The following is a 25,206-nucleotide window of genomic DNA, read 5'->3' as shown; positions in this document are numbered from 1 at the left end:
ATGTTGATGTCCGAATTTGGGAACTATCTCGCTACCCTTGATGTATAAAATAAATATTTTTAGTTGTGATTGTTATTATTATTTATATATCCCACTTACTATTCCGTTTCATGGTGTCTTGATGCAGGATTTACTGGAGCTGGAAGGCTTTGCCACCGTCATACGCTGTGGCAGTCTGACCGGGGCTGCACGTTGTCTGGGCTTGCCCAAATCGACCCTGAGCCGGCGGTTGAGCCAGTTGGAGGCCCGGCTGGGCCAGCCGTTATTGCATCGTCAGGGGAACCGGTTGCAGGCAACCGAAGCCGGGCTGCTGCTTGAGCGCTATGGCAGGCAGATACTGCGGCTGGCCGAGCAGAGCCGGCAGGCAATGGATGATCTGCGGGGAGAAGTGAGCGGCGAACTGGTGGTTCGGGCACACAACAGTTGTGCGCGGGGCTGGTTTCCCCGTGCGCTGGAAAGTTTTCTCGATGCTTATCCGGGACTGCGTATTCGCTTTCATACCGAAACCAGGCCTCCCGCTCCTGGCGAGGGTCAGGGCGAAATCTGGCTGTGGCAGGGGCGAGATCCGGAGTGCGGGCTGCGCCACGAGGTGCTTTGTCACTGGCCCTGCGGGCTCTATGCCAGCCCGGACTATCTGTCCCGGCAGGAAGCCCCCGAGCATCCAGAGGACTTGCTGGCTCATGACTGGGTAGACTGGCTATGCGAGGCAGGTGAAGGTGTGGTACTGCGTTATGCGACCGAAGGCGAATACAGTTTTCAACCTCCGCCATCACGGTTTATGGTCGACAATCAGACGCTGCAGCTGGATGCCATTACCCGCGGCGTGGGCATCGGAATGTTACCGGTGCGTTTTGCCGAAGGTTATCAGCAGGCGCACCCGGGACGATTGCAGAGCGTTCTGTCCGACTGGCAGCTGGCCTCCAGGCCGGTGGGGCTGCTTTATTCTTTTGGTCGCCAGCCTAAAAAAGTGACGGCTTTGCTAGCGCACATTCGTAGCTCGTTGCCCGAGGACTGGCGCTAGCTTCAACAGCACAGTCGCTGGCGCTCGGGGCGATTGCCCATGGTGGTCAGTCGTTCCTGAGCGGACTGAATATAGTGGCGATAATGACGCAGGGTATGTTGCAGAATCGCCTGTACGCCGGCATCCAGAGTGGTAGACAGCCGGTAATAGACCCACTGGCCCTCGCGGCGGTCGAGCAGCAGTTCGTGTTGGCGCAACAAGGCCAGGTGGCGGGATATTTTGGGCTGGCTCTCATTCAGGGCATGGGTCATTTCGCAGACACACATTTCCTGCTCGGCCATGATCAGCAGCATCAGCTGCAGCCGGGTGTCGTCGGACAGGGCCTTGAACAGGCCGAGCGGGTGGCTGTCGGTTACCACAGCGATTTGACCTGGCGGTCCTGTACCAGTACCAGCAGCTTGATGCGCTCGAAGATTTCGTGCACCACCTTGGCCGCCAGTTGGGGAGAGTCGCAACAGGCGCCGTCGAAGTGCCAGGCCATCAACTGGCTGGCGGGTATGGTTCTGGCAACCTGTTCAGCCTGTTCGCACAGGCTGATCACGATGTCGAAATACTGCTCTTCAACGGCATCCAGCCCCTTGCTGAACAGCCCCTCGGTACCAACACCGAGACGTTGCAAGGCGTCCAGGGCCCTGGGCTCGATCTCGGTTGGCTGAATGCCGGCGCTCATTACCTGATAGCGGTCGGCGGCAAGATGTTTCAGCAGCGCCTCGGCAATAGGAGAGCAGACGGCGTTGCTGTGGCAGACAAAAAGCACACGAGTCATGACGGAATCTGAATCCTGAATGATGGGCACATCATATATATGGACCTTCGTATGTCAACGACATCAGCGTCACCACGTCATCATGTTGTCATCTTGTTGCGTTAGTCGAACGGTTACAGCTGGCGTTGCAGCGCATCGGCCAGTTGTCTGGCGCTGGTAAAGGCCGCTTCTACCCGGCCCCCCAGGCACCAGTCACCGCAGGCGGCCAGTCGGTGGTGAGGGTTAAGCACAAAACCGGCCTCCGGCGCTTCCACTTCGGCACTGAGTGCATAACGCCAGCGGTGCAGCTGGGCCTGGGTAATGGCGTCGGCACTGACTCCGGTTAAGGTACAGAAGGTGTCGATCAACCGCTGCGTTACCTGTTCCTGATCGTCTTCCAGGTGGGTGGTGGACCACTCCGGTGTGGTGTGTACCACCACGGCTCCGGCCTGACGGTTACGACCCGGCAAGCGGTGGTTGAAGGCAATCCAGCGAACCGGCGAGTCGTTGACACTGGCTGCATCCCACACCGGCAGCGCGGCATCGTCCACCGCCAGCAACAGGGCATAACAAGGCAGCATCCGGTAAGCGTCGAGGCAGTTACCCAGTAATTCGGCGGGCAGCAGTTCCCGGGTCTGGGGCAGAGGAGCCGAGCTTATTACCCAGTCATATTCACCCAGCAGTTGTTCATTTTCATCCAGCAGTTGCCATTGTTCCTGCTGTTGCACCAGGGCCGCCACCCGGGTTTGCAGGCGAACATCCAGACCTTCGGCCATGCCCTTGAGCAGTCGGTTCATGGCCGGGCTGGCGACATAGTGGGGTTCGAACCAGGGGCGCTTGAACGGCGCCTTATCCGGGCTCAGGGTGGTGATGTTGGGCTGCCACTCGACCACGGTGCCGTTATCGATAAAGGGCGCCAGCATGGCCTGAAACGCGGGGGTGCGCGCGGTAAAAAACTGGGCACCATGATCCCACTGGTGGCTGTCGTTACGGCGGGTCGACATGCGTCCGCCCAGGCCGCGGGCCTTTTCGAACAGGGTGATGTGTGCGTGTTCGGCCAGCTCGCGGGCCAGGGTCAAACCGGCCAGGCCGGCACCGATAATGGCAATGTTTGGTTTCATCTTGTTCCTTGTCATTTTCCGAGTTTGCATTGCTGTACATGAGGCTGGCGTCGATACCAGTACAGAAAAATCCGATAGCCCAGGCTCAGCAGCCAGCGTACCGGGGCCAGCCGTGCCAGTGTCGCCAGCCAGTTCAGTCGGGGCACGGCGCGCCACATCAGGACAAAAGCCGCTACTCCGGTATGCAGCCGTTGATGTTCATCCAGCAGGTGCAGTTGTTGCAGGCACTGGGCGGGAGTCAGGTTAGCCGTTGCCAGCGCCTGCTCGTGCTGCCAGATATCCAGCCAGCGAACCGATCCGGGGCGGCTGTGGCGACGATAAAAGGCAATTTCCCGGTCGCACAGGCCGCAGCGGCCATCATAAAATACGGTCAACATCGATTTTCTCCGTTACCCGCCCCAAAGATGGTGGCGGGAGTAAGGCAGTCTGTGGTTTCATTTGTCCAGGCTCTGCGAGGCCTTGATGGCCATTGACCGCGATACCTGGGTCACCAGACGGCGGAAATCATCAGCGGGCTTGCGGTTAGACCGAGCTTGTTACGCAAGCCTTTCATTAAAAAGATAATTTTATTTTGGAATTACGCGAGACCGTGATTTTCGTGATCTGTCGCCGCCATGTTGTCAGATGGCGGCGTAGTTCCTTGTTCCACGCCGAAAAAATCGGCTACAAATGAATAGCTTATCGACGCAAAAGGCAGGGCAATGGATATTCCGACACAGATAAAGCAACACAGTTGCATGGATTGCCTGAGTGGTCAGTCGCTGGGGTTTGAAATCAAGATGGCCTTTCAGCCAATCATCGACTGGCAGCAACAGGAAATATTTGCCTACGAGGCGCTGGTACGCGGCGCCGAAGGGCAGGGGGCGGGTTGGGTCTTCGAGCGTATCAACGATGACAATAAATATTACTTCGATCAGTCCTGCCGGGTGAAGGCGATAGAAACGGCGGCCCGGCTGGGGTGTGACACCCTGCTCAGTATCAATTTTATGCCCAACGCCATTTATAACCCGGACACCTGTATTCGGGCCACCATAGAGGCGGCGACCCTGTATCAGTTTGATCTTGAAAAAATCATCTTCGAGGTGATCGAGGGTGAGCAGATTGTGAGTCAAAACAAGCTCAAACGTATTTTCGAATCTTATGCCCGTCATGGCTTTCGTACCGCCATCGATGACTTTGGCGCCGGCTTTGCCAGCCTGGACTGGCTGCACAGCCTGCGGCCCAATATTCTGAAGCTGGACATGAGCCTGATCCGCAATATTCACCAGGTGCCAGCATCTCAACAGCGTCTGGCCGACATTCAGCGGGCCTGTGCCGAGTTGGGGGTGGTGATACTGGCCGAAGGCATTGAAACGGTGGAAGAGCGGGACTTTCTGGTCAATGCCGGGGTGCGTTATCTGCAGGGCTACCTGTTTGCCAAACCGGCGCTGGAGCAGCTGCTGACCGTCGAACAGATTCAGGGCTGGGCGTAACCGGCCCAGGCATGCAATCCAGTAAGCGAAGATAAAAAGGACCGCCACGGCGGTCCTCTTTATCTTATCGGTGAGCCGGGGCTTCACGGTGAAGCCGGCCGGTTTATTCGTTATTTGGACGCCAGCTCGGCTACCCCTTCTTCTGCCTGGCGGCCGCGAGGCCAGAGGCCAATCACCACCTGCCAGGTCACGGCCAGGGCGCCGATGATAAATACCACGTCACCGAAGGTGCGCACCCAGCGCAGGGTTTGCAGCAGCCCTTGCTGCATGAAACTCTCGCTGCGGGCATACCAGAGACCTTCGCTGGCGCTGGCCACAAACTGGATAACCCCCACCGGCAGCACGCTGGTGAACAGCATCAGCACCAGGCCACCGTTGAGCCACCAGAAGGCGGTTTTCATCAATGACTCGTTAAACACCAGATTGGGGCGAATGTAGCGCAGCACCAGCAGGGTGAAGCCCAACGCAAGGAAGCCATAAACACCGAACAGGGCCGCGTGCGCATGGGTGGCCGTGGTGTTCAGCCCCTGAATATAGTAGAGCGCGACCGGCGGATTGATCATGAAGCCCAGCACCCCGGCGCCCAGCATGTTCCAGAAGGCCACGGCCACGAAGAACATCAGCGGCCATCTCACGCTTTCCATCCAGGGAGCGCGGTGTTTCAGGCGCCAGTTTTCCCAGGCTTCATAACCCAGTACCACCAGCGGCACCACTTCCAGCGCGCTGAAGGTGGCACCCACCGCCATCACCGGCGTGGTGGTGCCGGAAAAGTACAGATGGTGGAAGGTGCCCGGAATGCCGCCCAGCATGAACAGCGAGGCGGAGGCCAGGCTGGCGGTGGTGGCCATGCGCTTGGACACCAGGCCCATGCTGCAGAAGATAAAGGCCAGGGCGGTGGCGGCGAACACCTCGAAGAAGCCTTCTACCCACAGGTGCACTATCCACCAGCGCCAGTATTCCATTACCGAGATATGGGTGCGCTCGCCGTAGAAGAAACCGGCACCGTAGAACAGGCCGATGGCGGCACAGGAGGCGGTCAGCAGGGCCAGCAGATGTTTGTCGCCGGGCTGACGCAGGGCCGGCACTATGCCGCGCAGCATCAACACCAGCCACAGCACTATGCCGGTGAACTTGCCAATCTGCCACAGGCGGCCCAGGTCGACATATTCATAGCCCTGATGGCCCAGCCAGAAGTTGAGGTTGGCAGGCATGATCTGCGCAATGGCCAGGTAGTTGCCGGCGAAGCTGCCGACCACCACGGCGACCAGGGCCCAGAACAACACATCCACGCCCAGTTTCTGGAACCTGGGATCCTTGCCACCGTTGATCATGGGAGCGAGGAACAGGCCGGCGGCCAGGAAACCGGTGGCGATCCAGAACAGCGCGCTTTGCAGGTGCCAGGTTCGCGTCAGGGTGTAGGGGAGCCACTTGGACAGTTCAATGCCGTAAAAATGCTGCCCTTCCACCGTGTAGTGAGCCGTCACGCCGCCCATCATCACCTGGAAGGTAAACAGGGCGACCACCAGAAACAGGTACTTGCCCAGCGCCTTTTGCGAGGGGGTCAGCTTGAAGCTGGTCAGCGGATCTTTGGCCGGGGCCTGCGGCTCTTTCTCGTCTTCCTTGCGCAGGAAGGCCCAGGCCCAGATCAGGCCGCCGACACCGGCAATCAGCAGCACCACACTGACGATGGACCAGACGATATTCTCGGCGGTGGGTTGGTTGTCGATCAGCGGCTCATGCGGCCAGTTGTTGGTGTAGGTGGCCTCACCGGCGGTACGTTCGGTGCCCGCGGCCCAGGCGGTCCAGAAGAAGAAGTGGGTCAGATCCGCGCGACGTTCGGCGCTCGGCAGCGTGTTCTCCTTCATGGCATAGCTCTGGCGCGTAGCCTGATAGTCCGCGTCGTTACCGAACAGGCGGCTGTAATAGTCGGCGGTATCGGCCATGGCCCGGGCGCGGCGTTCTGAGATCACCAGCACATCGTCGGCGGCGTTATAGCCATTGGTACGATACTCTTTTTTCAGCCGATGTTGCAGCAGGGCCTGCTGTTCGTCGTTCAGCTCGGCGTAGTGGGTGCCGAAGTCATCAACGGCAGCCAGATCCAGCCAGGCCATCAGTTCCCGATGCAGCCAGTCGGCGGTCCAGTCCGGCGCCTGATAGGCGCCATGGCCCCACACCGAGCCCAGCTGCATGCCGCCAACCGACTGCCAGGCGGTCTGACCGTCGAGAATGCCGTCTTTGGTGGTGAGCAGGGTGCCGCTTTCGGTCACGACTTGAGCGGGTATGGGCGGCGCCTCGCGATAGACTTCCCGGCCAAAATAGCCGAGTACGGAAAAGGTAAGGCCGAGAACGACGAGTAGTATCGTCCACAGGCGACGATAATTAGCCATGGTGCACCTCCTGGTGCCGAGAGGAAGGGTTAAGAGAGTCCGCCTGGAACAGCAGGTTGTTTTCCAGGTGAATGTGTTGCATTAAATCGTTTTTCAGCTCGGTAATACCGGCATACAGCGTCTGCCAACTGGTGCAGGCATCGCCGGGCAGGGCGAGTTGGTGGGTCAGTTCCAGCAGCCGGTTCAGCGCCTGACCGTGGTCGTCATGTTCCATGCGCATCACCTCGATGGGCGCCCGGGCCGGTGTGAACAGGCCTCGGCGCAGCATGGGAAACAGGATCTGTTCCTCCTTTTGCATATGACTTTCCAGCTCCTGGCGCATGGCGTCGAGATGATCCGCAAGACCGGACGGGCAAAGAGAATGCGCTTCGTGTACCGTCTCCACCCGGCGGGCCAATTGCAGCAACACCGGCAACTGCTCCCGATGAACCGCATGATATCGCTCAAGAATATGGTCGATAAGCGGGTCGATACCGACCTCGGCCCAGTTGGTGTCGTCCTGATGGCGAGCCGCCAGCAACTCCAGCCGGGCAATGACCTCGGCGGTGTCCAGGCCGCGCTCGGCCAGTGCTTCGCTCAGCAAGGCCTTGCCGCCGCAGCAATAATTCAGCTGATAATGATGAAATAATCGGGTGGCGCCCGGAATGTCCCTGGCCAGCGAGCCGAGGGAGTGATTAAGCAGGCTCATGATGTTGCTCCTTGGCGGTGGTAATCTATCTGATAAATTGCAATCAGTATGCCACTTTTTAAATTATTGATATAAATAGCATTTTTGTTTTTGTGGTTATTTTCACCCTGTCCGTGTAGGGTATTTAAAACCCTTTGATGGTGATTAATACCCTATGCTTTATGAGATTCTGCTGGCGGATCTGGCTACCGAGCTGCCCAGTGCGGTGCGGCTGCAAAGTCTGGTGCGCCTGTTGCGCGAGCACTTTCGTTGCGGGGCCGTCTGTTTGCTCAGGCTGCATGGTGAGGTGCTGAGCCCGGTGGCGGTAGACGGCCTGGTGCGAGAAGCCCTGGGCCGCCGCTTCGTGGTGACTCAGCATCCCCGGCTGGCGGCCATTCTGGCCAGCCGCAGCACCGTTGCCTTTGCTCCCGACTCACCGCTGCCCGACCCTTACGATGGCCTGCTCGAGCACCACGTTGGCGAGGCGTTGCCGGTGCATGACTGCATGGGGATCAGCCTGTATCTGGACGGTGAGCTGTGGGGGGCGCTGACGCTGGACGCGCTGACGGCGGGTACTTTTGATCGGGATGCCCGGGAGCAGTTGCAGCGCCTGGCCCTTACCGCCGCCGCCGCGGTGCGCATGACCCGGCTGGAGCAGGATATGCGGGCGCTTCGGCTGGCCCGGCAGGGAGCGCCGGCGCCGCTCGGCGAACGGCTGGAAGGCGAAATACTGGGTCAGAGCCCCCAGCTCAAGCGGCTGCTGCACGAGCTGGATGTGGTGGCCGACTCGGAGCTGCCGGTGCTGCTGACCGGAGAAACCGGCGTGGGCAAGGATCTGTTCGCCCGTCGCCTGCACCAGTGCTCTCCCCGCCGCAACCAGTCCCTGGTGCAGGTCAACTGCGCCGCCCTGCCCGAATCCCTGGCCGAGAGCGAGCTGTTCGGTCATGTAAAGGGGGCCTTTTCCGGTGCCGACAGCGCCCGGCCCGGGCGCTTCGAAGCCGCCGACGGCGGCACCCTGTTTCTGGACGAGGTGGGCGAGTTACCGCTCGGTATTCAGGCCAAGTTGCTGCGGACATTGCAGAACGGTGAAATCCAGCGATTGGGGGAAGACCAGCCGCGCAAGGTCAATGTGCGGGTGATTGCCGCCACCAACCGCCAACTGCACGACAGCGTGCGTGATGGTCATTTTCGTGCCGATCTCTATCATCGGCTGTCGGTGTATCCGGTGCCGATACCGCCCCTGCGCGAGCGGGGCGGTGACGTGCTGGTGCTGGCCGGTCATTTTCTGGAGCTGAACCGGACACGGTTGGGGGTGCGCAGCCTGCGTTTGTCGCCGGCTTCGGAACAGGCCCTGTGCCAGTATGACTGGCCCGGCAATGTGCGCGAACTGGAGCATGTGATCAGTCGGGCGGCAATAAAAGCCCTCAGTCGCGGCGCGGCACGGGAAGACATTATCACTCTGGAGCCGGAGCTGCTGGATCTGGTCGGCGCTCCCCATGACTCGGCAGGCGCAGCCGCCGACACCGGCGCCGTCCCCGATGCGGCCACCGGCACAACCACGGCTGGCGGCCCACCCCCGGCCAGCTTGCAACTGGTTATCCACCAGGCCCAGCGCCGGGCCATCGAGCAGGCGCTCGCGCACAGCCAAAACAACTGGGCCGCCGCCGCCCGGTTGCTGGACATCGACGCCAGCAACCTGCACAAGCTGGCGAAACGGCTGGGATTGAAGTAATTCATATGGAGCTAGTTGGGTTGTTGTTCTACGCTTTCCAGGCACGGTGGTGCAACAACAACCAATAATAATCACAAGGACGGTCTATATGAAACTGAACGCATGTCTTGCGGGAGCATGTCTTCTGGCCACGGCGGGCGCCCAGGCCCAGCAGTATTCCTCGGGTACCCCTCTTGTCTATGCACAGCCCGAGTTTTACGTGGGGTTGAATTACGCGCAGATCAGTCTTGATGCCGAAGACGACTTCTTTGAAGAGTCGGCTGATTGGAATACGGTGGGTATCAATCTGGGGGTTCAACCTTCTCCCTATCTGGCGTTTGAAGGCCGTTATGGTAAAGGCATAGGAAACGATGAACATTTTGACGGTCTGGTAGAAACCAAGCTGAAACACTATTTTGGTGTCTATGCGCTGCCGCAGATACCCATTCAGGACTTCATGTCGGTCTATGGCCTGCTGGGCTGGACCAAAGCCAAGGCAGAAGCGAGTGTATCTTCGGCGCGATGGAAAGGTTCCGAGTCTGAAGACGACTTCAGCTATGGCGTCGGGGTACGTTTTCGGGACAAGAGTCGCCCCGGTGGTGTGGCCTTCTTCGCGGAATACGCTCAGCTGATCAACCGCAGCGACTATGACATCAACGGTCTTATGCTGGGCCTGAGCTGGCATTTCTGAACCATAACCGCGTTACTCTCAAGGGGCCTCAAGGGCCCTTTTTTGATCCCCCTGCATCGGGCAGCTGATCTTCTCGAGTCTCTGGTTGGTGCATCATACCATTGGATTACATTCGATCTTTTTGACTGTCATATCATAACAATCTGGAAAACCAACTGATCTGCTTGGATTTACGGTAAAGGTCGAACGAAGGGTTCACTCCACCGACACGCTGAACCGCATCCCAGCGACGCTCAGCACATGACGTCCGACCGCCAAGGATGGCGGGAGTGTCAGCATTGCAGGAGCCTTTGGTGACCTGTCATGTGATGGTCGCTGGAGTAGAACCCTTCATCCTCCCTAATGCTGCGGAGTCGCCTGTGGATCGACCTGCAGACAACTCGGTGCTAAATAGAGAGGCAACAGAGAGCGGCTCCCGCGACCGTGAAATGCCAGGGATGGAATTTCCGAGCCCCCATGGATGGGTTCATGGCGTGTCGAGGGAGGCGACTGTGTTGCCTCTGGTGCTCCGAACGAATATCTGATTAGAGACTCCATGGGGTTGCCATCAATCGGAAAAAGCCATATCTCGTAAAAACAGGGCGATATCCGGAAAGGCGATAATCAGCCCGGCGGCGGCCACCAGCATGAAAATAAAGGGCGGCGTGCCGCGGATCACCTCCATATAGGGCCGTTTGAAAATGGCGATGGCGGTAAAGATATCGCAGCCGAACGGCGGCGTGGCCGAGCCGATGGCCACCTGCAGGGTAATGAGTACCCCCACCAGAACCGGATCCAGCCCGGTGGCTTGAATCGCCGGGGCGAAGATGGGGGTCAGCACCAGAATGACGACGATGGGGTCGACAAACATGCAGGCGATGAAGAAAGCCACACAGATGGCAATCAATACCCCGACCGGGCCAGCCTCGTTAACCCCCACCGACTCCAGAATGGCTTGTGGTATCTGGGCGAACGACAGTATCCAGGAGAAGCCATTGCCAACCGCCACCAGAATAAAGACCACGGCGGTGATCAGGCCGGTGGACTTGGCGATGCGATAGATTTCCTTGAGCTTGAGCGCGCGAAACACCACAAACTCCAGCAGAAAGGCATAAAGCACGCAGACCGCGGCCGCCTCGGTAGGGCTGAAGATACCGCCGTAGATACCGCCGACGATAATCACCGGAAAAAACAGCGGCCACAGTGCTTCTCGTACCGCAACCATACGTTCCGACCAGCCGGCTTTCGGCTCTGTGGGTACCTGGTGCTTGTGGGCGTAATACAGACAATAGAACGAAAACATCACCAGGATCAGCAGGCCGGGTCCGATGCCCGCGATAAACAGCTCGGCGATGGAAGTTTCGGAAATAACACCGTAGATGATCATGCCGATGCTGGGGGGGATCAAAAAGGCGATATCACTGGCATTGATAATCAGCGCCAGGGTAAAGGAGTCGGAATAACCGGCCTTGAGCATTTTCGGCCGTAGCGGCGAGCCTATTGCCACCACAGTGGCCTGGGTGGAGCCGGACACGGCGCCGAACAGGGTGCAGGAGGTGGCGGTGCTGATGGCCAGGCCCCCCTTGATGTGGCCGATAAAGGCCATGACCATGTTAACCAGTCGGTCGGCAGAGTGGCCGCGGGTCATGATATCGGCGGCAAGAATAAACATCGGCACCGCAATCAGCGAGGCCGGACGAATGCCGCCCATCATCTGCTGAATAAAGGTACCCATCTGGCCGAAGCCGTCGAACATCATCACAAAGCCGACTACGGAGGCGGTGATCAGCGGAATCATCATGGGAAAACCCAACAGCAGCAGCCCAATCATGATGGCCATTAACAGCGTTGCCATGCGTTATGCCTTTTTATGGTTATTGACGCCAGGCGCTCGATTGTCGCCCGGAATTAAACTTTGGTTTCGGTATGGTTTTCGGTATGGGTTTCGCTATCACCGTAGCCATCCACCACCCCGGTGGAGAGGTAGACATGGGGGCTGGTCAGGTTCTTGACGGCGGTCAGCAGGTATTGAATGCCGGTAACGGCGAAGCCCACCGGAGCCCACAGATAAATCCACCAGATCTCGATGCCCAGGGCCGGCAGAATACGGCCGCGGCTGTGTAGCGTTTCGATGTAACCGTAGGCGTGATAGCTGAGAAAAAACATGATCAGGGCGGTCACGATGGCGATGAAGATCATCAGTACCTTCCGCGCCCGGGCGGGCAGCGCGTCGTACAGCGCCGACATGCGAATATGACGGCCGTGACGGGCGGCGTAGCCGAGGCCGGCAAAGGTGATGAAGATAATCAGAATCCGGTTAATCTCGCCGGAAAAAAAGAAACCCTCGCCAAAGACGAAGCGGGCGATGACATTGGCGCAGGTGTTGATGGCCATCAGCAGTACGCCGGATGCCAGCATGACGGCCTCGAATCGGGCAATCCACTCGTCGATCACGCCGAGAACACCGGGCAGACCGGAGTCATAGGAAGCGGTGTCATCTTCTAGTTCAGGGGTGTGCTCAGACATGATGATGCTCCGGAGCAGTCTCGCCCCCCTTGGCCAAAACGTCGGGGGTAGGGGTTAAAGTCAGGCCCCACTGGCGTGGTGCAGTGGGGCTGTGGCCAAATGTCAGTTGGCTTGCAGGTTTTCAAGATCCTGTTTGAACTGGTTCAGCAGCGCCTTGCCGCTGTCTCCGGTCATATCGATAAACTTGTCTTCCACCTGAGGAGCTCGCTCCTTGAAGGCCGCAATCTGGGTGTCATCCAGACGAGTTACCGTGACCTTTTTACTGTTGCTGGTAATTTTCTCCAGCGAGCGGTCGGCGAGGCCATCGATGTGCTCGATAATTTCCTCGAAGGCGTGATCGGCCGCTTTCTGCACCAGTGCCTTGTCCTCATCGGCCAGGCCGTTGTAGAAGTCCTGATTGGCCATCATGGCGGTGGTAAACCAGCCGTGACCGGTGAAAATCAGGTTGGGAGACACTTCATAGAGGCCGCCGGACTCGATCCAGAAAATCGGGTTTTCCTGCCCCTGAATCATGTTGGTTTGCAGGGCGCCATAGACTTCACCCCAGGGCAGGGGGGTCGGCGTGGCGCCGAAGGCGGAATAGGTTTCCGACAGCAGCGGGTTGGTCATGACCCGAATTTTCTTGTTGTTCAGCTCTTCCGGCGTGGTGGCTTTTTCATCCAGGGTGATGACCATTTCGCCTTCGGGATACATTTTCAGCAGTTCCAGACCTTTTTGCGCGTAAAGCTCGGGAAAGTCCTCGTTGATGGCCTTGCTCTCGCGAAAGAAGCTCACCACCGTCTTCATGTCGGTAGGCATCAGGTAGGGAATGAAGAAAATCTGGGCTTCGGGGATCAGGGAGCCGGTGAAGCCGGGTGACTGGTTCACGAAGTTGAGAATGCCGGCCTGGGTTTGCTCCATGATGTCATCAGACTCGCCCAGCTCACCGAAACGATAGATTTGCAGCGTATGATCCGAGTGCTCCTCTATGTATTCCTTGAATTTTTGCGCGTATACATCCTGTACGTCGCCTTCGTATTCCTCGTGGGCATAGCGCCAGTTGTCTGCCTGGACGGCACTACAGGTGAACAGCGCCAGCGCCGACAGCCCGGTCGCCAGCTTGAGTCCTTTTTGCTTGTTCATTCCATGCACTCCTTCGTTTCGAGTTCTAATTTCATTTGAGGCCATTATAGACTGGCAAAAGACGAGGCAGGACGCAAGGAGTCGACGCATGCAAGTGTATGTTGCGGGACGGTGGTGGCTGAAGAAGTGTCTGATAAAGCAGATTATTATTCTTTATTTTATATTTAATTGGTGTTTTTAAGGGTGTTTGTATGTTTTTTGACTGGGAGGCTAGCAGAGGTGGTCTGTTCGGCGAAAGTGACCACGCTTGGAATAATGCGGGTGACGAGTGGTGCAATATGGTTCCATTACTAATGAATTTGACCGGTGGGCGGCGGTAAACAAGCTGGTGGTATTTACCGCATTATGACTCCGGAAGCATGAAAGAGGCAACCCGGTTGCCTCTGTATGCCGCCAGTCGATGGACGACCGGAAAGTCCGCTTAGAAGTGGTAGCTGAGTACCGCGCCGGCCAGGGCCTGGGTGGCCTCACCCGCCTGACGAACGATGGGGCTGTCTTTTGCATCACCGGTGAGCCGAGTGATACCGGCCAGGCCGGTAATGCTCCAGTCGGGCGCAAAACGGTAGTTGAGACTGCCACTCAGGCCCAGGCGCAGATAACCCTGGTCGGGACGATAGCGAGACAGGCCGCTGCGGGTGGCATCGGCGGCGGAAACCCCGAACATGTCCTGGGTCCATTCCTTACTGCTGTAAACCAGACTGGGACCAAAGCTCGCACGCAAGTTGGGGGCTACTTTTTCGCGCCAGCCGGCGCGTGCGGTCAGCTGGTAGCCATCCACATCGCCGGTCAGCGGGGTTTCGGCCTGCAGACTGTAGCGCCAGGAGCCCGGTTGATAGCTGACTCTGACACCGCCGGTGAGGCCGCCATCCACCTGGTCGAAGCGGCTCAAATCGCCGGTGTTGTCGCGGCCCGGGTGATAGCCGATAAAGGGTGACAGCGACCAGCTCTGCTGCTGAATCAGGTTCCAGCCCAGACCATCACGCCAGTTCAGGTAGAAAAGGTCACCATATTTAATATTAAGATCCGGTAATACCCGGGCTTTGTAATCGTCACTGCCCAGGTAGTCGGGCGCCATGACGGCAGAGGCGCCCAGGCTGCCGCTCCAGGTGTACTGGGCCTGGGCCGGCGCTGCCAGCAGCGGGGCCAGGGTGGCGAGAGAGTAAAGAAATGAACGAGACATAAAAATGGCTATCCTCTTGTTATCTTTGATCATTAATAAGTCACGGCCGTTCCCTGGCAAGCCTGAAAGATTCAGGGCGAGTATCTGCTTGTCTTGAATCAGGTCTGTAGGCCCACTGTTAACGGGCCGAAAACGACGTATATCAGCAGAACCTGATCTTGTGGCAGTGTAGCATGAGTCTGATGGGGTGACCGACGAATGGCGGTATGGCATCGCCCATGATGGGTATACCGATACCAAGCGCAGGGGGGCGCGCTTCAATCTTTCGTTGCAGCCAATAAAAAACCCCGGCATGGCGTGCCGGGGTTTTGTTTAACCGAACCGATTCAGACGGTCAGTTTCAGGCGTTCAGTGTTGCCAGTGCCTGGTTGAGGGTAGCGCTGGGGCGCATCACCTTTTCTACCGCCGCCTGATCGACGTGGTAGTAACCGGTCAAGCCGGCAGACTGACCTTGCACCGCATTCAGCTCGGCGACGATCTGCTGTTCGTTGTCGGCCAGGGCCTTGGCCAGCGGCGCAAAGTGGGCGGCCAGTTCGGCATCGTCGGTCTGGGCGGCTACTTGCTGGGCCCAGTACAGGCTCAGGTAGAAGTGGCTGCCGCGGTTGTCCAGTTCGCCGGCTTTGCGCGACGGCGACTTGCCGTTGTCCAGCAGCAGCTCGGTGGCCTTGTCCAGGCACTTGGCCAGGAGTTTGGCGCGGGCGTTACCTTCCTTGATGCCCAGCTCTTCCAGCGACACCGCCAGGGCCAGGAATTCACCCAGTGAGTCCCAGCGCAGGTGGTTTTCTTCCATCAGCTGTTGTACGTGCTTGGGCGCGGAGCCGCCGGCACCGGTTTCGTACATGCCGCCACCGGCCAGCATGGGTACGATAGACAGCATCTTGGCCGAGGTGCCCAGCTCCATGATCGGGAACAGGTCGGTCAGGTAGTCACGCAGCACGTTGCCGGTCACGGAAATGGTGTCCTGGCCGCGCATCATGCGCTCCATCGAGAAACGAATGGCTTCGTTGTAGGACATGATGTGGATGTCCAGGCCGGTCAGATCGTGATCCTGCAGGCAGGCTTCCACCTTTTTGCGCAGCTCATTGTCGTGGGCGCGTTCGGCATCCAGCCAGAATACCGCCGGAGTGCTGGATTGACGGGCACGGGTAACAGCCAGCTTGACCCAGTCGCGAATGGCCGCGTCCTTGGTCTGGCAGGCGCGCCAGATATCGCCTTTTTCCACGTCGTGCTGCATCAGCACCTGGCCGTTGGCATCGACCACGCGCATGGTGCCGTCTTCGCGCAGCTCGAAGGTTTTGTCGTGCGAGCCGTATTCTTCGGCCTTCATCGCCATCAGGCCCACGTTGGGCACGGTACCCATGGTACGCGGATCGAAGGCGCCGTTGGTCTTGCAGAAGTTGATCACTTCCTGATAGATGCGGGCATAGGTGCTTTCCGGCATCACCGCCTTGGTGTCTTTCAGCTTGCCGTCACGGCCCCACATCTTGCCGGAGCTGCGGATCATGGCGGGCATGGAGGCATCCACGATCACGTCGCTGGGCACATGCAGGTTGGTGATGCCTTTAACGGAGTCGACCATCGCCATTTCCGGGCGGTGCTCGTAACAGTCGTGAATGGCCTGCTCGATTTCATCCTGGGTGGACTGGGGCAGGGCCTTGATCTTCTCCAGTACGCTGTTCATGCCGTTGTTGGCATTGACGCCCAGCTCGTCGAACAGCTCGCCGTATTTTTCGAATACTTCGCGATAGAACACCTTGACCGCATGGCCGAATACGATGGGGTGTGACACCTTCATCATGGTGGCCTTGACGTGCAGTGACCACATCACGCCGGTCTCTTTACAGTCCTGCAGGGTCTGCTCGAAGAAGCTTTCCAGCGCCTTGGCGCTCATGAACATGCCGTCCAGCACTTCGCCTTGCTGCAGCGGCAGTTCTTTCTTCAGCTCGACCTTGCCGGCCTTGTCGATGAACTCGATGCGCACTGTCTGGGCGGTGTCCATGGTGACCGACTGCTCGCTGGAGAAGAAGTCGCCGCCGTTCATGTAGTCGGCGTGAGAGCGGGAAGCCTTGCTCCAGGCACCCATGGAATGGGGATACTTGCGGACGAACGCCTTGACCGCGGCCGGGGCACGACGATCCGAGTTACCCTGGCGCAGCACCGGGTTGACCGCGCTGCCGAGGATTTTGGAATAGCGCTCGGCGGCGGATTTCTCTTCGTCGGTTCTGGCTTCTTCCGGCAGGTCGGGAACATCGAAACCCTGAGCCTGCAGTTCTTTGATACAGGCGCGCAGTTGGGGCACAGAGGCGCTGATGTTGGGCAGCTTGATGATGTTGGCATGCGGATCCTGGGTCAGTTCGCCCAGTTCGCTCAGGCCGTCGGCCACCCGTTGTGCTTCGCTCAGGCGCTCGGGAAAGGCGGCCAGAATACGGCCGGCCAGCGAGATGTCGCTCAGGGTCACGTTAATGCCGGCGGAGCTGGCAAAGGTACGTACGATGGGAAGCAAAGAATAGGTGGCTAAGGCGGGAGCCTCGTCGGTCAAGGTATATACGATGGTAGGTGTTTTGGTGGTCATTATTTCGCTCTGTCCCTGCTTGATAGATGGGGGTTCAACGGCTCAGCGTGGCACCAACTTTTGGCTGGCGCTGGCGCTGGCCAACGCCGCTGGATTGAATTTCCGACCGGCATTGTATGACATATCGCCCCTCGGACTTAAGGGGCTTGAGTGAATTCTGTGGCGTCACTCGATTAAAGAGGGTCTGGTCGTGCCGAATTGCTCGTCAGGCAGGCCGGTGTTCAGGACTTTTCGGCGCTATCGCCGTGGTCGTTGGTCTGCGCTGCACAGGCCTGATCCCGGCCCTGGTGCTTGGCCTGGTAAAGGGCATCGTCGGCTCGTTGTATCAGGGTATCCACGGTATCACCGGGTGCCAGTGTAGCGAGGCCGGCGCTGGCGGTAATGTGTTCCTGACCGGGAAAGCGATGCCGGCGTATGCTGTGCAGCAGCCGTTCGGCCAGTTGCCGGCTGTGCTCGAGGTCGGTATCAAAGCAGAGAATAAGAAACTCTTCTCCGCCCCAGCGGCAGATGGAGTCGGCTTCGCGCAGATGCGTTTTTAACAGCTCGCCAAATTGAACCAGCACCTTGTCGCCAACCAGATGGCCGTATTGATCGTTGACATGCTTGAAGTGATCGATGTCGATCATGATCACCGCCAGTGGATGATGGTAACGCAGGGCGCGTTGCAGGTCTTTTTCCAGCGTTGCATTCAGGCCGTGGCGGTTGGGCAAGCGGGTCAGGGAGTCGGTCTGTGCCGTCAACTCGAGCTGCCGGTTCAGTGCCCGCAGGCGACGCGCCCAGAACAGGCTGGTGCCGATAACGGCAATCAGCAGCAATCCCAGCCCGTAGGCCAGGGTGTAATCGGTAATCACCTCCGACACCATCTGCAATGACAGATGACGATCCATCACTTTTTGCCGTTCCTGCGCGGTAATGGCATTGATACCCTGGTTGAGAATATCGCGCAGGGTATGTTCCGACTGCAATACCCCCATGCGCAGCCGGTTTTCGTAACCGGGAATCTGTCCCGAAATCTTGAGGTTGTACCAACCCTGCTGCTTGATGGTATGGGCGGCCACCACCAGCGATCTCAGGGTCAGATCGGCTTTGCCATCCGAGACCAGTTGCAGGGCTTCGGTTTCGGTATCGGTGTCGATAATGGTCAGGTTGGGAAAGTCCCGGGCGAAGAATTCGGCCATGGCGGTGCCCCGCTGCAGGGCGATGGTCTTGTCGGTCAGGCCGGCGACATCGGAGATAAAGGGGTGCTCTTCGCGGGTGATCAGCACATTGGGGTCGTCCAGCAGCGGGTCGGTAAAGATCAGCCACTGTTCGCGCTCCGGGGTCTGGTTGAGCAAACTCAGCGCCACGCAGTCTCCGTTACGGGAGGCGACCAGGCTCTCTTCCCAGCCGGAGGTGGGATACAGCTGTATTCGTAATCCGGTTTTGGCGGCGACCAGGGCGATGAGATCGGCGGCAATGCCCACATGCTGGTTGTTTTTGTCTATCGCTTCAAACGGTAGCCAATCCGGATCCACACACATCGACAGGGTTGGGTGGGCATTGAGATAGACTTGCTGGGTGACGCTGAGTGGCACTCGGGAATCATTTGCCCACAGGGTGGCGGAGGCAAGCAACAGCCATACACCCGACAGCAGGCGATAACCGGATAAGCGGTGAAACATTGACGTTAGCCCGCCTAAAGCAAGTATCAATACTGAATTCATCCCTGTCCTCAGGCGGTGATGCATGAGTCCATAATGCGACGTTAGACAGGCCGGAGCAATGCTTGTCTGTGTCATTGTGCTGGTCGGCGCGCAGAAATACGATTGGCATGGGGAGCTGGCGGATAAAAAAAGCCCGGGCGAGGCCCGGGCGTGGTGCAGGTTGAAAACGGCGGTCAGGCCTCGGTTTTGGCTTGCGACGGGGCCTGGTGCGGAAAGTGAATTTCTTCTTCTTTCTTGCCGGCGTCGGGGTTGTTGAAGCGCGCCACATCCATGGCACCTTCGCTTTTACCCACGATGCAGGTCACTACCGAGTCGCCGGTAATGTTGACCGCGGTGCGGATCATGTCCAGCAGACGGTCGACGCCGATGATCAGTGCTATGCCTTCTACCGGCAGGCCCACCTGGTTCAGTACCATGGCCAGCATGATCAGGCCGACACCGGGTACACCGGCGGTGCCAACGGAAGCCAGGGTCGCGGTCATGATCACCATCAGGTAGTCGTTGAAGCTCAGGTCGATGTTGAACGCCTGGGCGATAAAGGCGGTGGCCACGCCCTGCATGATGGCGGTGCCATCCATGTTGATGGTGGCACCCAGCGGCACGGTAAAGGCGGCCACCTTGTTGTCTACCCCCATGCGGCGGGTCGCGGTCTCCATGGTCACCGGAATGGTGGCGTTGGAGGAGGCGGTGGAAAAGGCGAACATCACCGCATCTTCCATTTTCTTGAGGAAGGTCAGCGGATTCAGGCCGGTAAAGACCCGGAACATGACGGAGTAGGTCACCAGACCATGCAGCAGCAGGGTACCGGCCAGCACCAGGAAATACTCCAGCAGGTTGACGATGGCATCCAGTCCCAGACTGGTAAACAGCTGGGCCATCAGGCAGAAGACGCCGTAGGGCGCCACGTTCATCAGCAGCGTCACCAGCTTCATGATGACCTCGTTGAAGTCATTGAACAGGGCGGCAATGCGCTCGCCCGGTTTGCCGGCCAGGCTGATGGCGATGCCGAACAGTACCGCAAACACGATGATCTGCAGGGTGTTGCCCTCGGCCATCGAATTGATGGGGTTGGTGGGGAACATGCCGACAATCACCTGGCCCAGGCTGGGCGCTTCCTTGGCGGCGAAGGTGGTGGCGCTGGTCAGGTCGACGCCGTCACCGGGTTTGAACAGGTTGCCCATCAACAGCGCCAGGGTGATGGCGATGGCGGTGGTGACCAGATAGAACGCCAGTGTCTTGCCCCCGAGGCGTCCCAGGGTGGAAAGGTCTTTCAGTGAGCTGGTGCCGCAGACCAGCGACACGAAAATCAAGGGTACCACCAGCATCTTGAGGCTGGCGATAAAGATTTCGCCACCCACCTGCAGCAGACCATTGACGATATATTCCTGCACGAAGGTGACGTCGGCCAGCAGGGTACGGAAGATAAAGCCGGCCACAATACCCAGGCTCATGCCCAGCAGGACCTTGCCGGTCAGCGACATTTTTTTCTTGTCGGTAGTCATCAGATGGATTCTCCTTATCCGATATAAGGGAGCAAAACGGTGGCATCAAGGATGCCCTGAGGTGAGGTTTGGAGCCTCTGATTCGTCACACCGAGCAGGTCGGGTGTGGCGGAGCGGCGCGCAGAATGCCATTTTTTTGTCTTGGCGTGAAGTTTTCTGCTTTGTTGGTGCTCACTGATTCTCTTTTTTACTACTGAAGTCAAACTTTGTGTTAGATCATGCTGATGACCCGAATCGCAACAGGCGCCACCTTTACATCAAGGTAGCGCCTGCTGTGAAAGACGTGATGGTCTTACTCCATTAACCAGTCGATCTGTTTGATTGTCATCTCAATTTGGTATGACTCAGTCGTTGAAGGTGGCGGCAATCTTGTGGATGCTGAGATCGGCACCGTTGAATTCCTGCTCATCGGTCAGACGAATTCCCACCAGCAGCTTGATGCTGCCGTACACCAACAGGCCGCCCAGCAGGGCCACCAGGATACCGGCGGCGGTGCCCAGCAGCTGAGAGAGAATGCTGACGCCGCCCAGGCCACCCAGTGCCTGCTGGCCGAAAATACCGGCGGCAATGCCACCCCAGGCGCCGCAGATGCCGTGCAGCGGCCAGACACCCAGCACATCGTCGATCTTCAACTTGTTTTGCTGCAGGGTAAACAGCCACACGAACAGGCCACCGGCGATCATGCCCACCACCAGAGCGCCGATGGGGTGCATCAGATCCGAGCCGGCACATACCGCCACCAGACCGGCCAGCGGGCCGTTATGGATGAAGCCCGGGTCATTCTTGCCCAGGATCAGCGCGGCGATAATGCCACCGACCATGGCCATCATGGAGTTCAGTGCCACCAGGCCGGAAATGCCGTCCAGCGTCTGGGCCGACATCACGTTGAAACCGAACCAGCCAATGGACAGTATCCAGGCGCCGAGGGCCAGAAAGGGAATGTTGGACGGCGGAAAGGCCACCAGTTTACCGTTGCGGTAACGACCCCGGCGTACACCCAGCAGCAATACCGCCACCAGGGCTATCCAGCCGCCAACGCCATGCACCACCACAGAGCCGGCAAAGTCATGAAAGGGCGCGCCGAAGGTGCTTTCCAGCCAGGCTTGCAGGCCGAAGTTGCCGTTCCAGGCGATGCCTTCGAAAAACGGATAAACGAAGGCCACCGACAGCGATGACGCGCACAGAATGGGCCAGAATTTGGCCCGCTCGGCGATACCGCCGGAAACGATGGCGGGAATGGCGGCGGCAAAGGTCATCAGAAAGAAGAACTTGACCAGCTCATAGCCCTGACCCGCAGACAGGGTTTCGGCGTCCTGAAAGAAGGTCACCCCATAGGCAACCCAGTAGCCGACAAAGAAGTAGGCGACGGCGGAAAAGCCGAAGTCGGTCATGATCTTGGCCAGGGCGTTGACCTGATTCTTGTGGCGCACCGTGCCTACTTCCAGAAAGGCGAAGCCGGCGTGCATGGCAAACACCATCACGGATCCCATCAGAATAAACAGGGTGTTGGCACTCTGTGCCAGGGTGTCGATGGCGGTACTGATACTGTCCATGAATCTCTTCTCCTTCATGCTCCGTGGTGGTGCAGGTGTTGCATTACTATGGTGCAATGCCCTTGTTGCCTGGCCAGAATAGTGCGAGGCATCTTGTGATGTCGCTCACATAAAATAACCAGCATTAATCATGCCAAAGTGTAAGGGCCAATAGTCGAGTCAGGATGATTGAGTCGCCCGGTGCACGCTGTCGGACGAAGCGGGCAAGGGGATATGGTTATGCTTGCGGAGAAGAGCCGGCGGGTTTTCGTTGCGGAATTTCCTCTATTTCCACGATTTTGGAGCGGCTCATCACCACCTTCCAGCGCTGAATAACCGGCGGCTTCTGGCCCTGTATTTCGCGGGTGACCAGGTTGATCAGATAGCGTTTTTCCACCGATTGGCGGGACACCTGCCCCTCGTTCAACTGATAGACATGATGCGAGCCCTTTTCCATCAGCTTGGACAGCAGACTCAAGTCCAGCTGCAGTACTTCGCGTGTCTGCTCGTAGCCACTCAGAAAACGGGTGGGCAACATGCGGGAGTGGCTGCCATAGTGCATGATCACCTCTTCCCGCTGGCTGATGGTGGCGCGCCGGGCGGCCAGAATATCGTCATCCAGTCGCGAGCTGCGCCGGTAGTCGAACCACTCGAGCTGGCGGCCCACCAGTTGGCTGCTGTGCACATCAAAATACTGTCGTCGCCATTTGGGGCGCCCCTTGCGCAGCCAGCGCCACAGGGTGTTGCGCAAGTCGTCCTTGAACAGTTCACGCAGAGCATAAAGCAGAGCCAGGGCAAAAATCACCATCAGCGAAATGCCGCCCAGGGTTTCGCGCACCTCGTAGGCGGCCAGCGATACCGAGGTCATCACCACGGCGGTGACCCCGGCCTTGAGCAGCTTCTGCTCGCCGCCACCCAGCTCCCGGGTTTTCTCCTTGAGCGTTACCGGATATTCGATCAATCTGCGCAGCAGCCGCATCTTGTTGGAAATGCGCGACAACGCCTCCGTGGTGTGGCTGGAATTATATTGCTGCCGTTCACGATGCCGGTGTTCGATATCACACACTTCCAGCAGCAGTGACTTGGTGGTCTTGTAATCGCCGTTGCGGGGCAGGTGAGCCACCAGCGACAACAGCCGCTGCTCGGTAAACCAGGACAGATAGTTGTCGATGTTGGCGTAGTACTTGAGCAGGGTTTGGTCCGTGGGCACATTGCGGCGCAGACGGCGCAGAATATCCTGGGCCAGGGCGATCACCTCTTCTATCGCCTCCTGGCTGGCGCCGTCTTTTTCGTTACGCAGCTTGTGACAGGACTGCTCCAGCCCCACCACGTACTGATAGGCATAGAGGCTGAGGCTGAGGCGGTATTGCTCGGTGGTGAGTTTGCCCCGGCGGGCCAGTCGGCTGTGTACCAGTGGCAGCAGAGGCTGGTCACTGAAATAGGTGCGCTGTACCTGAATGGCGCTGTGGTAAAACTCTTCTTCCGGCACCACATTGGTGTTCAGCCCCAGTTCGCCGGGAATAAAGAGGTACATATCCAGCCGATGCTCGGTTGCCTCCCGCAGAATGCGGGATACCTTGAGGGCGAAGCCATCTTTACGCTCAACGCTGATCAAAAATCGGGATACTCCAACAAAAACAACAGCAATAACAATATATTAAATTGCAGTAAAGAGGGAGGATAAACAGCCTGAGCGGCCAGTCTAGTGATAAAAAACCCCGCTAGTGCGGGGTTTAACTAACTGAAGGTGAAGGGATTATTGCTGAGCTTCGGTGAGCGTCTTGCCCTGTTCGGTCCAGAATCCCTTGGCGCCGTCGTGCATCGGGGTCACGATACCCATGATGCCGCTGTCGATACTCATGGACTTGGCGGCCTGGGAGACGGAGGACATGAACGTCAGGCCGTCGGATGAATAGATCTCCTGCAGGCTGTCGCGCACCTTTTCTTCGGACAAATGACGGCCTGCGACCCACAGGGCGGAGTCCTGAATGGTCACCACATCATAATCCACGTTGGCGTAGGTGCCGGCAGGAATGGTGACCGCGGCGTAGTAGGGGTGGTCATTGAACAGGGTGCCTTTTTCGGCAGCTTCGTTCACCTGCAGCAGGCGGATCTTGTTGCTGGAAGCGGCCTGGATCACCGACGCATTGGGGAAGCCGGCAAATACCCAGAGCGCGTCGATCTGGCGGTCGCCCAGTGCCGAGGCGCCCTGGTTGTAGCCGATGTACTGGGGCGTGATCTTGTCCCACAGCCCCACCCCCTCGAAGAAGCGCTGGGCGGAGGCGGCCGCCCCGGACCCGGCGGGTCCCACGGCGATGTTCTTGCCTGCCAGCTGGGCTACATCGGTAATGCCGGAGCCGTCCAGCACTATCAGGTGCGCCGGAGCGCCGTAAAGATAGGACATGGCCTGCACATTGTGATACTTGCGGCTGTCGTTGGTCAGCTTGCCGGTCAGCCCCAGATACATGTCGCCGGAGTAGACGATACCGAAGTCGGCGTCGCGGGAGTTAACCCGACGCAGGTTTTCTACCGAGCCGGCGGAAGCCATGTTGGAGACTTCCACGCCCTCCATGGTGCGCGACAGCCGGGTGGCAATGCCGTTGGAGAAATACTGGAAGGTGCCGCCGTCCGGGCCACCGGAAAACGCCAACCGCTCGGTCTGGGCGTGAGCCATGCCCATGCCGGCGGTCGCCACGGCAACGAGGGTGATGGATGTCAGCGTCCTGGCAGGCTTGCACATTTTATTCAGTATCATGGTTGTTTCCTCTTTATGGTTGTATTTCTCGTTGTCTTCCCTCGAGAAAGGGGAGGCGGCGGTTCAGCCGCGCTCGGGTACCGTTAATACCGGAATCGATGATTGACGAATAACGCGCTCGGTGGTGGAGCCCAGCAGCCGTTGTTCCAGGCCATGACGGCCATGGCTGCCCATGATGATGAGGTCGGCCCCCAGATGTTTGGCCTGGGACAACAGGGCCTCGGGGCCGGACCCTATCACCACGTCGGTGGTCAGCTCGCCCTGAAACTGGCCGAACAGCCGTTGTTTGAAGTCATGCATGTCGGTCATTGCCTGGGTGTTGACCTCCCTGACGAAGGCGTCCATTACCCCGGCGGGAATGCTGCGCCGGTGCCGGTCGCCCAGCTCGGTGATCACGTGCAGCAGGTGCAGGCGGGCGCCGTGCATCCGGGCCAGATGACTGGCCAGCTCAGCCGCCCGGGCGGCGCTGGCGGAGAAGTCGGTGGCATATACAATCAACTTAATCTGGGCCATGGGAATA

21 protein-coding genes are annotated in these 25,206 nt (G+C 58.6%); 4 read left to right on the top strand and 17 right to left on the bottom strand.

All coding sequences use genetic code 11. The features are described 5' to 3' along the window. The first annotated feature begins 121 nt into the window (after window positions 1–121). The gene (locus tag Q0753_RS09710; RefSeq protein WP_298719916.1) at window positions 122–1,021 is read left to right on the top strand and encodes a LysR family transcriptional regulator; all 900 of its coding nucleotides are present in this window, start codon (window positions 122–124) and stop codon (window positions 1,019–1,021) included. A 2-nt stretch (window positions 1,022–1,023) separates the two neighbouring features. Here Q0753_RS09710 and Q0753_RS09705 read toward each other — a convergent pair whose 3' ends face one another. The 4 genes from Q0753_RS09705 to Q0753_RS09690 form a co-directional block, all read right to left on the bottom strand. Continuing rightward, window positions 1,024–1,380 carry a metalloregulator ArsR/SmtB family transcription factor gene (locus Q0753_RS09705; RefSeq protein ID WP_298719914.1) on the bottom strand — a complete coding sequence of 119 codons (357 nt, stop codon included), beginning with the start codon at window positions 1,378–1,380 and terminating at the stop codon, window positions 1,024–1,026. After that, on the bottom strand, window positions 1,374–1,787 hold the full coding sequence (locus Q0753_RS09700) for an ArsR family transcriptional regulator (RefSeq protein WP_298719912.1): 414 nt from the start codon (window positions 1,785–1,787) through the stop codon (window positions 1,374–1,376). Before Q0753_RS09700 ends, Q0753_RS09705 begins: the two co-directional genes overlap by 7 nt. Window positions 1,788–1,900: 113 nt before the next feature. Then, on the bottom strand, window positions 1,901–2,887 hold the full coding sequence (locus tag Q0753_RS09695; RefSeq protein WP_298719910.1) for an FAD-dependent oxidoreductase: 987 nt from the start codon (window positions 2,885–2,887) through the stop codon (window positions 1,901–1,903). An 11-nt stretch (window positions 2,888–2,898) separates the two neighbouring features. Beyond that, complete coding sequence (locus tag Q0753_RS09690; protein ID WP_298719908.1) at window positions 2,899–3,264, bottom strand: thiol-disulfide oxidoreductase DCC family protein; 366 nt, start codon at window positions 3,262–3,264, stop codon at window positions 2,899–2,901. 324 nt (window positions 3,265–3,588) lie between these two features. On the opposite strand from Q0753_RS09690, the gene Q0753_RS09685 reads away from it, so the two are divergent. Continuing rightward, the gene (locus tag Q0753_RS09685; RefSeq protein WP_298719905.1) at window positions 3,589–4,359 is read left to right on the top strand and encodes an EAL domain-containing protein; all 771 of its coding nucleotides are present in this window, start codon (window positions 3,589–3,591) and stop codon (window positions 4,357–4,359) included. 110 nt (window positions 4,360–4,469) lie between these two features. Here the strand turns inward: Q0753_RS09685 and Q0753_RS09680 are convergent, their stop codons facing one another. Together Q0753_RS09680 and ytfE are read right to left on the bottom strand one after the other, a co-directional pair. Continuing rightward, window positions 4,470–6,746, bottom strand: a complete 2,277-nt coding sequence (locus Q0753_RS09680) for a nitric-oxide reductase large subunit (RefSeq protein ID WP_298719903.1) — start codon at window positions 6,744–6,746, stop codon at window positions 4,470–4,472. Beyond that, window positions 6,739–7,434, bottom strand: a complete 696-nt coding sequence (ytfE, locus tag Q0753_RS09675; RefSeq protein ID WP_298719901.1) for an iron-sulfur cluster repair protein YtfE — start codon at window positions 7,432–7,434, stop codon at window positions 6,739–6,741. Before ytfE ends, Q0753_RS09680 begins: the two co-directional genes overlap by 8 nt. Before the next feature lie 154 nt (window positions 7,435–7,588). Between ytfE and norR the strand changes: the two genes are divergently transcribed. Then, window positions 7,589–9,145, top strand: a complete 1,557-nt coding sequence (gene norR, locus Q0753_RS09670; protein ID WP_298719899.1) for a nitric oxide reductase transcriptional regulator NorR — start codon at window positions 7,589–7,591, stop codon at window positions 9,143–9,145. An 88-nt stretch (window positions 9,146–9,233) separates the two neighbouring features. After that, window positions 9,234–9,815, top strand: a complete 582-nt coding sequence (locus tag Q0753_RS09665; RefSeq protein ID WP_298719897.1) for a porin family protein — start codon at window positions 9,234–9,236, stop codon at window positions 9,813–9,815. Window positions 9,816–10,362: 547 nt separating this feature from the next. Here Q0753_RS09665 and Q0753_RS09660 read toward each other — a convergent pair. The 11 genes from Q0753_RS09660 to Q0753_RS09610 all read right to left on the bottom strand — a co-directional run bounded on the left by Q0753_RS09660 (window position 10,363) and on the right by Q0753_RS09610 (window position 25,199). Further along, the gene (locus tag Q0753_RS09660) at window positions 10,363–11,649 is read right to left on the bottom strand and encodes a TRAP transporter large permease (protein ID WP_298719895.1); all 1,287 of its coding nucleotides are present in this window, start codon (window positions 11,647–11,649) and stop codon (window positions 10,363–10,365) included. A 53-nt stretch (window positions 11,650–11,702) separates the two neighbouring features. After that, window positions 11,703–12,320 carry a TRAP transporter small permease gene (locus Q0753_RS09655; RefSeq protein ID WP_298719893.1) on the bottom strand — a complete coding sequence of 206 codons (618 nt, stop codon included), beginning with the start codon at window positions 12,318–12,320 and terminating at the stop codon, window positions 11,703–11,705. 102 nt (window positions 12,321–12,422) lie between these two features. Continuing rightward, the gene (dctP, locus tag Q0753_RS09650; protein WP_298719892.1) at window positions 12,423–13,442 is read right to left on the bottom strand and encodes a TRAP transporter substrate-binding protein DctP; all 1,020 of its coding nucleotides are present in this window, start codon (window positions 13,440–13,442) and stop codon (window positions 12,423–12,425) included. Window positions 13,443–13,863: 421 nt separating this feature from the next. Beyond that, entirely contained in the window at window positions 13,864–14,622 is a 759-nt protein-coding gene (locus Q0753_RS09645) for a MipA/OmpV family protein (RefSeq protein ID WP_298719890.1), read from the bottom strand. Window positions 14,623–14,962: 340 nt separating this feature from the next. Further along, window positions 14,963–17,194: an NADP-dependent isocitrate dehydrogenase gene (locus Q0753_RS09640; RefSeq protein ID WP_298719888.1), complete on the bottom strand. Its 2,232-nt coding sequence runs from the start codon at window positions 17,192–17,194 to the stop codon at window positions 14,963–14,965. Between the two features lie 221 nt (window positions 17,195–17,415). After that, the gene (locus tag Q0753_RS09635; protein ID WP_298719886.1) at window positions 17,416–18,855 is read right to left on the bottom strand and encodes a diguanylate cyclase; all 1,440 of its coding nucleotides are present in this window, start codon (window positions 18,853–18,855) and stop codon (window positions 17,416–17,418) included. A gap of 215 nt (window positions 18,856–19,070) precedes the next feature. After that, window positions 19,071–20,399 carry a dicarboxylate/amino acid:cation symporter gene (locus tag Q0753_RS09630; protein ID WP_298719884.1) on the bottom strand — a complete coding sequence of 443 codons (1,329 nt, stop codon included), beginning with the start codon at window positions 20,397–20,399 and terminating at the stop codon, window positions 19,071–19,073. A 344-nt stretch (window positions 20,400–20,743) separates the two neighbouring features. Continuing rightward, the gene (locus tag Q0753_RS09625; RefSeq protein WP_298719883.1) at window positions 20,744–21,952 is read right to left on the bottom strand and encodes an ammonium transporter; all 1,209 of its coding nucleotides are present in this window, start codon (window positions 21,950–21,952) and stop codon (window positions 20,744–20,746) included. A gap of 217 nt (window positions 21,953–22,169) precedes the next feature. After that, window positions 22,170–23,546: a hypothetical protein gene (locus Q0753_RS09620; protein ID WP_298719881.1), complete on the bottom strand. Its 1,377-nt coding sequence runs from the start codon at window positions 23,544–23,546 to the stop codon at window positions 22,170–22,172. 141 nt (window positions 23,547–23,687) lie between these two features. Next, a complete protein-coding gene (locus Q0753_RS09615; protein ID WP_298719879.1) occupies window positions 23,688–24,686 on the bottom strand; it encodes a TAXI family TRAP transporter solute-binding subunit in 999 nt (332 codons plus the stop codon). A 63-nt stretch (window positions 24,687–24,749) separates the two neighbouring features. Then, the gene (locus Q0753_RS09610) at window positions 24,750–25,199 is read right to left on the bottom strand and encodes a universal stress protein (protein WP_298719877.1); all 450 of its coding nucleotides are present in this window, start codon (window positions 25,197–25,199) and stop codon (window positions 24,750–24,752) included. Window positions 25,200–25,206: the final 7 nt, after the last annotated feature.

It is taken from the genome of uncultured Oceanisphaera sp. (assembly GCF_947495715.1).
Lineage (GTDB): Bacteria > Pseudomonadota > Gammaproteobacteria > Enterobacterales > Aeromonadaceae > Oceanimonas > Oceanimonas sediminis.
The sequence above is the reverse complement of the archived record's forward strand: the minus strand, read 5'-3'. Positions and strand labels throughout refer to the sequence as shown.

What these genes read in the sequence shown, in the direction of transcription:
- Q0753_RS09615 (WP_298719879.1), bottom strand. Translation starts at nt 24,686, where the DNA reads ATGATACTGAATAAAATGTGCAAGCCTGCCAGGACGCTGACATCCATC.
- Q0753_RS09690 (WP_298719908.1), bottom strand. Translation starts at nt 3,264, where the DNA reads ATGTTGACCGTATTTTATGATGGCCGCTGCGGCCTGTGCGACCGGGAA.
- Q0753_RS09680 (WP_298719903.1), bottom strand. Translation starts at nt 6,746, where the DNA reads ATGGCTAATTATCGTCGCCTGTGGACGATACTACTCGTCGTTCTCGGC.
- Q0753_RS09660 (WP_298719895.1), bottom strand. Translation starts at nt 11,649, where the DNA reads ATGGCAACGCTGTTAATGGCCATCATGATTGGGCTGCTGCTGTTGGGT.
- Q0753_RS09655 (WP_298719893.1), bottom strand. Translation starts at nt 12,320, where the DNA reads ATGTCTGAGCACACCCCTGAACTAGAAGATGACACCGCTTCCTATGAC.
- Q0753_RS09685 (WP_298719905.1), top strand. Translation starts at nt 3,589, where the DNA reads ATGGATATTCCGACACAGATAAAGCAACACAGTTGCATGGATTGCCTG.
- Q0753_RS09645 (WP_298719890.1), bottom strand. Translation starts at nt 14,622, where the DNA reads ATGTCTCGTTCATTTCTTTACTCTCTCGCCACCCTGGCCCCGCTGCTG.
- Q0753_RS09665 (WP_298719897.1), top strand. Translation starts at nt 9,234, where the DNA reads ATGAAACTGAACGCATGTCTTGCGGGAGCATGTCTTCTGGCCACGGCG.
- Q0753_RS09710 (WP_298719916.1), top strand. Translation starts at nt 122, where the DNA reads ATGCAGGATTTACTGGAGCTGGAAGGCTTTGCCACCGTCATACGCTGT.
- Q0753_RS09630 (WP_298719884.1), bottom strand. Translation starts at nt 20,399, where the DNA reads ATGACTACCGACAAGAAAAAAATGTCGCTGACCGGCAAGGTCCTGCTG.
- Q0753_RS09625 (WP_298719883.1), bottom strand. Translation starts at nt 21,952, where the DNA reads ATGGACAGTATCAGTACCGCCATCGACACCCTGGCACAGAGTGCCAAC.
- dctP (WP_298719892.1), bottom strand. Translation starts at nt 13,442, where the DNA reads ATGAACAAGCAAAAAGGACTCAAGCTGGCGACCGGGCTGTCGGCGCTG.
- Q0753_RS09635 (WP_298719886.1), bottom strand. Translation starts at nt 18,855, where the DNA reads ATGTTTCACCGCTTATCCGGTTATCGCCTGCTGTCGGGTGTATGGCTG.
- ytfE (WP_298719901.1), bottom strand. Translation starts at nt 7,434, where the DNA reads ATGAGCCTGCTTAATCACTCCCTCGGCTCGCTGGCCAGGGACATTCCG.
- Q0753_RS09700 (WP_298719912.1), bottom strand. Translation starts at nt 1,787, where the DNA reads ATGACTCGTGTGCTTTTTGTCTGCCACAGCAACGCCGTCTGCTCTCCT.
- Q0753_RS09695 (WP_298719910.1), bottom strand. Translation starts at nt 2,887, where the DNA reads ATGAAACCAAACATTGCCATTATCGGTGCCGGCCTGGCCGGTTTGACC.
- Q0753_RS09640 (WP_298719888.1), bottom strand. Translation starts at nt 17,194, where the DNA reads ATGACCACCAAAACACCTACCATCGTATATACCTTGACCGACGAGGCT.
- norR (WP_298719899.1), top strand. Translation starts at nt 7,589, where the DNA reads ATGCTTTATGAGATTCTGCTGGCGGATCTGGCTACCGAGCTGCCCAGT.
- Q0753_RS09610 (WP_298719877.1), bottom strand. Translation starts at nt 25,199, where the DNA reads ATGGCCCAGATTAAGTTGATTGTATATGCCACCGACTTCTCCGCCAGC.